The organism is Streptomyces sp. NPDC006265, assembly GCF_040613555.1.
Lineage (GTDB): Bacteria > Actinomycetota > Actinomycetes > Streptomycetales > Streptomycetaceae > Streptomyces.
This window is the reverse complement of sequence record NZ_JBEXSH010000538.1, coordinates 1-6,230: the sequence shown is the minus strand read 5'-3', so window position 1 is coordinate 6,230 and position 6,230 is coordinate 1. Positions and strand designations below refer to the sequence as shown.

At 74.0% G+C, this 6,230-nt stretch carries 4 protein-coding genes, 1 tRNA gene and 1 pseudogene; 4 read left to right on the top strand and 2 right to left on the bottom strand.

Going from position 1 to position 6,230, the window contains the following annotated elements; translation table 11 throughout:
• From ABZ281_RS33145 to ABZ281_RS33135, 3 genes are all read left to right on the top strand, one after another.
• A partial coding sequence (locus ABZ281_RS33145) for a 2Fe-2S iron-sulfur cluster-binding protein (RefSeq protein WP_356661535.1) occupies positions 1-747 on the top strand: 747 nt, incomplete at its 5' end.
• On the top strand, positions 744-3,053 hold the full coding sequence (locus ABZ281_RS33140) for a molybdopterin cofactor-binding domain-containing protein (RefSeq protein WP_356661533.1): 2,310 nt from the start codon (positions 744-746) through the stop codon (positions 3,051-3,053). The genes ABZ281_RS33145 and ABZ281_RS33140, both read left to right, overlap by 4 nt.
• A gap of 297 nt (positions 3,054-3,350) precedes the next feature.
• A complete protein-coding gene (locus tag ABZ281_RS33135; protein ID WP_356661531.1) occupies positions 3,351-4,517 on the top strand; it encodes an SUKH-4 family immunity protein in 1,167 nt (388 codons plus the stop codon).
• 10 nt (positions 4,518-4,527) lie between these two features.
• Here ABZ281_RS33135 and ABZ281_RS33130 read toward each other — a convergent pair whose 3' ends face one another.
• Positions 4,528-4,716, bottom strand: coding sequence for a hypothetical protein (locus ABZ281_RS33130; protein WP_356661529.1), 189 nt, complete (start codon positions 4,714-4,716; stop codon positions 4,528-4,530).
• A 126-nt stretch (positions 4,717-4,842) separates the two neighbouring features.
• Positions 4,843-4,943 (bottom strand) — tRNA-OTHER (locus tag ABZ281_RS33125).
• A gap of 231 nt (positions 4,944-5,174) precedes the next feature.
• Here ABZ281_RS33125 and ABZ281_RS33120 point away from each other — a divergent pair.
• A pseudogene (locus ABZ281_RS33120) lies at positions 5,175-5,966 on the top strand (MFS transporter); the annotation flags it as partial.
• Positions 5,967-6,230: the final 264 nt, after the last annotated feature.

Here is a 6,230-nt window from a genome sequence, read left to right as displayed (position 1 = left end):
GCGGCGGCGGTCGGTACGGCGGTGGTGGAGCTGCTGGAGACGGGCGAGTTCCAGCGCCGCGCTGCCGAGCTGGGCCCGGCGGCCCCCCAGGAGGAACACCCCCTCGCCTCCTACGTCCTGCGCGTCAACGGCACCGACCGTCCCGTAGGCGACGCGTGGATCGGCGAGTCCCTGCTGTACGTGCTGCGCGAGCGGCTCGGACTCGCGGGCGCCAAGGACGGCTGCTCGCAGGGCGAGTGCGGCGCGTGCAACGTCCAGGTCGACGGGCGGCTCGTGGCGTCCTGCCTCGTCCCGGCCGTGACCGCCGCCGGCAGTGAGGTCCGTACCGTCGAGGGCCTGGCCAAGGACGGGCAGCCGTCGGACGTGCAGCGGGCGCTCGCGCGTTGCGGCGCCGTGCAGTGCGGCTTCTGCGTCCCGGGCATGGCGATGACCCTGCACGACCTCCTGGAGGGCAACCCGGCGCCCACCGAGCTGGAGACCCGCCAGGCACTGTGCGGCAACCTGTGCCGCTGCTCCGGCTACCGGGGCGTGGTGGACGCCGTCCAGGAAGTCGTCGCCGAACGCCAGGCCCACTCCGCGCCCGCCGACGGCGACTCCGACGAGCCCCGCATCCCGCACCAGGCGGGCCCGGGCGCCGGTGGCGTGAACGCATCGGCCTTCGGAGCGCCGCCGGAACCGCACACCCCGCAACCTCACTCCCCAGAAGCGCACGACCAGCCCTACGGCCAGGACGGAGGCCACGCGTGAGCAACGAAGCAGCCACCGCCCAGGCCGCGGAGGCCGCCCCCGCCCCCGAACCGCTTCCGCACGGCATCGGCGTCTCGCTCCCGCACGCCGACACCCGCGCCAAGACGGAGGGCACGTTCCCGTACGCCGCCGACCTCTGGGCCGAGGGCCTGCTGTGGGCGGCCGTGCTGCGCTCGCCGCACCCGCACGCGCGCATCCTGTCGATCGACACCACCCACGCGCGCGAGATGCCCGGCGTCCGCGCCGTCGTCACCCACGAGGACATCCCCGGCCGCACGTTGCACGGCCGCGGCACGGCCGACCGCCCGGTGTTCGCCTCCGAGGTCGTGCGCCACCACGGCGAGCCCATCGCCGCCGTCGCCGCCGACCACCCCGACACCGCGCGCATGGCGGCCGCCGCCGTCATCGTCGAGTACGAGGTGCTCGACCCGGTCACCGACCCGGAGCAGGCCTTCGAGGCGGAGCCGCTGCACCCCGACGGCAACCTGATCCGCCACATCCCGCTGCGCCACGGCGACCCCGAGGCCGCCGGCGAGATCGTCGTCGAGGGCCTCTACCGCATCGGACGCCAGGACCCCGCCCCCATCGGCGCCGAGGCCGGCCTTGCCGTGCCGCGCCCGGACGGCGGAGTGGAGCTGTACCTCGCCTCCACCGACCCGCACGCAGACCGCGACGCGGCCGCCGCCGCGTTCGGCCTGGAACCCGAGCGCGTCAAGGTCGTCGTGACCGGGGTCCCCGGCGCCACCGCCGACCGCGAGGACCAGGGCTTCCAGCTCCCGCTCGGTCTGCTCGCGCTGCGCACCGGCTGCCCGGTGAAGCTCACCGCCACGCGCGAGGAGTCCTTCCTCGGCCACGTCCACCGGCACCCGACCCTGCTGCGCTACCGCCACCACGCCGACGGCGAAGGCAGACTCGTCAAGGTCGAGGCACAGATCCTGCTCGACGCGGGCGCCTACGCCGACACCTCCTCCGAAGCCCTGGCCGCAGCCGTCGCCTTCGCCTGCGGCCCCTACGTCGTCCCGAACGCCTTCATCGAGGGCTGGGCCGTGCGCACCAACAACCCCCCGTCCGGCCACGTACGCGGCGAAGGCGCCATGCAGGTCTGCGCCGCCTACGAGGCACAGATGGACAAGATCGCCAAGAAACTCGGCATCGACCCGGCCGAGGTGCGGCTGCGCAACGCCCTGGCGACCGGCGACGTGCTGCCGACCGGCCAGACCGTGACCTGCCCGGCCCCGGTCGCCGAACTGCTCCAGGCCGTACGGGACTTCCCGCTGCCGCCGCTGCCCAAGGACACGCCCGAGGACGGGTGGCTGCTGCCCGGCGGGCCCGAGGGGGCGGGCGAACCGGGCGCCGTGCGCCGGGGCGTGGGCTACGGCGTGGGCATGGTGCACATGCTCGGCGCGGAGGGCGCGGACGAGGTCTCCACGGCGACCGTGAAGGTCCACGACGGTGTCGCGACGGTCCTGTGCGCGGCCGTCGAGACCGGCCAGGGCTTCACCACCCTGGCCCGGCAGATCGTCCAGGAGACACTCGGCATCGACGAGGTGCACGTGGCGCCGGTCGACACCGACCAGCCCCCGGCGGGCGCGGGCTGCCGCGGACGTCACACCTGGGTCTCGGGCGGGGCGGTGGAACGCGCGGCGAAGATGGTCCGCACGCAGCTCCTCCAGCCGCTGGCCCACAAGTTCGGCATGTCGACGGAGCTGCTCCAGATCACCGACGGCAAGATCACGTCGTACGACGGGGTCCTCTCCACGACCGTCACCGAGGCGCTGGACGGCAAGGAACTGTGGGCCACCGCCCAGTGCCGCCCGCACCCGACCGAGCCGCTGGACGAGACCGGCCAGGGCGACGCGTTCGTGGGCATGGCCTTCTGCGCGATCCGCGCGGTGGTGGACGTGGACATCGAGATCGGTTCCGTGCGGGTCGTCGAACTGGCCGTCGCCCAGGACGTGGGACGCGTTCTGAACCCGACCCAGCTCGCCGCCCGGATCGAGGCGGGCGTGACGCAGGGCGTCGGCATCGCCCTCACGGAGAACCTGCGCACGCCGCGCGGCATCGTCCGCCACCCCGACCTGACCGGTTACGCCCTTCCGACCGCCCTCGACGCGCCCGACATCCGCATCGTCCGGCTGGTCGAGGAACGCGACGTGGTCGCCCCCTTCGGGGCCAAGGCGGTCAGCGCGGTGCCGGTGGTGACGTCCCCGGCGGCCGTCGCGTCCGCCGTCCGGGCCGCGACGGGCCGCCCCGTGAACCGCCTCCCGATCCGCCCCCAGGCCGCCGTGGTGACGGAACGGGCCTGAGGCCGGTGCCTCCCGCGGGGCCCGCCCGGGCGCCGCGCACCGGACTCCACTGCACCCTCGTGAAACTGACGCCGCGCCACGAAGTGAAAGCGATTTCGGCGGAAAGGGAACGCGCCGGAGTGCTCTGAGCGTCATATGAGGTGACGCGGCGTGGTCCTCGGGCGCGCGTCGCGGTTCCGGGGCGTTGTCAGTGGTGGGGCTTACTGTTCTGGGCAGTGGGGAACGGCTGCCGGGCTTCGCCGGGCGGTCCGCCGTGCTCCGCCAGGGGACGGTGAGCAAGCACATGCGGGGGAGCCCATGACTACGACCGACGCCGGTTCCGCGGTGATCACCCTGACCGAGTCCGAGCTGGGCCCGTGGGTGACGCACGCGTCCACGCGGCACTGGCTGACCGGCCCCGGCCTGCCCTGCGACAGCGGCGTGCTGAGCTTCGCCGAGCTGGGCCGCGAGGGCCTGCGCACGGTCGCCGACTCAACGGGCGACCCCGACGGCCGCCTCTCGGCGGAACTGCGCGAACAGCTGCTGATAGGCGGACTGCTGGGCCCCGGCGGCCTGGAGACCGAGTCGGTCCTGCTGGACGGCGCGACGGGCGAGATCTCGACGACGTACGTCCTGCCCGACCGCCCCGACCTGATGGACCGCCGGCCCCTGGCCCCCTCCCTGCGGACACTGGTCCGCTTCGCCGAGGCCACGGACGAACTGGCCGGCCTGCGCGGCCAGTTCGCCTCCTATACGGGCCGCTACGGCCCCAAGGCGGTGGCGCAGGCGTCCCAGCACCTGCTCGCGGTGTTCCGCGACGGCGCGGACGGCGAACCGGCCCCGTTCTGGAAGATGGCGGCGCTGATCCGCCCCCTGTCCCTGGTTGCGGGCCGGGGCGGCGCGTCCGGTCTCGCCCTGGATCTCCCGCACCGCCTCCTGGACCAGGAGTTCGGCCCCGGCAAGGTGGCCCGCTTCGAGGACGTCGACTTCCCCGCGACCCTCACGCACGAACCGACCCGCCGCTTCCTGCGCGAGGTGGGCCTGCCGGAGGACGCCCACGTCTTCTCCCTGGACACGGACGTCCCCCTGGCGACGCTCGCCGAGTACCACGCCGACGGCGACACCCCCGCGGAACTCCCCGCCGGTGCCCACCGACTGATCCGCCTCGGCCACCTGGTCGAGGACAACAGCCTGGTCATCGACGGCGCGACGGGGGCGGTCCTGAACTGGAGCGAGCCCGAGGCGAGGCTGTACCCGCTCAACACGGACGTGTCGACCCTCGCCTTCACCCTCTGGCTCCTGCACCGTGAGCGCGCGATAGACGCCCAGTCGTCCCACGAGCTGACGACCGACACCTACGACCAGCTGGCCATGACGATGCTCCAGGTCCTGTCGACGGTGGACCCGACGGGCGTGACCGCCGGCAGAACGGTCCGCCACTACTGGACGGACGCGTTCCAGGACGAGGCCGGCGGGGTGCTCTGACGGGCTGCCGTCAGGCGGACTTGGAGGCGCTGCGGCGGCGTACGGCGAAGACCTGACCGCCACCGATCACCGCGGCGGCAGCCCCTGCACCGGCGAGGAGCGGGGCGCCGGCGGAGCCGGTGGTGGCGAGGTTGCCCGCGTAGGGCAGTGACGGCTGGGGCGGCGGCACCATCACCGGCCGGCCGGGATCAACTGCCACCAGGAGGCGTGGGATCCCTACGCCTCCAACGGATCCCTACGCCTCCAACGATCCGCAGCCGAACCCGGCCGACACGTGCACCGCGAGCTTCGAGGTCGGAACGACGGTCACCTTCACCGCTGACGCTGGAGGCCGTGGCGGGATTCGAACCCACGTAACTCCCCGCGAGCGGAGCACGGTGATGGATGCGGTGCAGGCGAGCCCCTGAACCACTCGGGCACACGGCCGTGTTCGTACTCGGTGGAGTGACCGTAGGGCGGGGTGGGGTGGGGCTCAAGGGGATCGCGTGGGCTGCAACGCGACTGCCATCCGCCGCTCGTGAAGGGGGTGGCCGGGAAGAGAGGCGTACGACCAAGGTCTCAGGCGGGGACCGTCTCGGAACGGACCGCTCTCGCCGACCGCCCGTCACGCCGGACCCTGCAGGGGCGAGCGACCGGCCCGCGCCACCGGCCGGCCCGCCCGCCTCCTTCGACCGTCGGCGTATCCGGCTCGCCCTGGGCATCTCCCTCGGTGCCGGGCTGCTCCAGTACGCCGCCCAGGACCTGCGCCCGCTCTCGCTGCTGCCCGGCGCCGTCGGCGTGGCCCTGCTGGTGCCGGCCGTGCTCGGGCTGCTCCCGCGCGGCACGTACCGGGCCGCGCGCGGGTTGCCGTCGGTCGTGCTGTTGCGCGGCGTCGCCGCCGGGTCGTTCATCGCCGCGGAGTCGTTCGTGGCGTTGATGCTCGTCACGCAGCGCGGGCTCAGTCCGACGCTGGCCGGGTTCTCGCTCGCCGCGGGCGGGGGGACGTGGGCGCTGGGCTCGTGGGTGCAGTCGCGGTCGCGGGTGGAGCCGTACCGGGAGCGGCTGACCACGGTCGGGATGCTGGCGGTGGCGGTGGCCGTCGCCGCGGCGCCGAGTGTGCTGATCGAGTCCGTGCCCGTCTGGACCCTGGCCGTCGCCTGGGCGTTCGGCTGCTTCGGGATGGGGCTCGTGATCTCCTCGACGAGCGTGCTCCTGCTCAAGCTCTCCGCCCCTGAGGAGGCCGGCACCAACTCCGCGGCCCTCCAGATCTCCGACGGCCTCTCCAACGTCGTCCTGCTGTCCGCCGGCGGCGCCGCCTTCGCCGCGCTGGGCGGCGGCGCGGTGTCCCACACGGCCACCCATGCCTCCGGCTCCCACCCCGCCGCCTTCACCGCGGTGTTCCTGCCGATGGCGGCGGTGGCCCTCGTCGGGGCCTGGGTGTCGACCCGGCTGCGGGAGCGACGGCCGTGAAGCGCTCGCCTCCTCCACGACCCGGCCCGTAGCGTCTGCGCATGTCCCTCCTCGGTCTGCCCCTCGACCCCGGCCTGCGGGCCGCCCTCGACGACCTCGCCGACGCCCAGGGCCGCCGCCCGAAGAGGTGGCGCTGCATGCCGTACGCCGATACCTGAGCCAGGAGGGCGCACGCGTGCGCACCGTCGCGGAGGCGCTCGCGCGTCACCACGCCGACCTGCTGAGCAGGCTCGGCGCATGACAGAGGACATCCGGTACCTGACC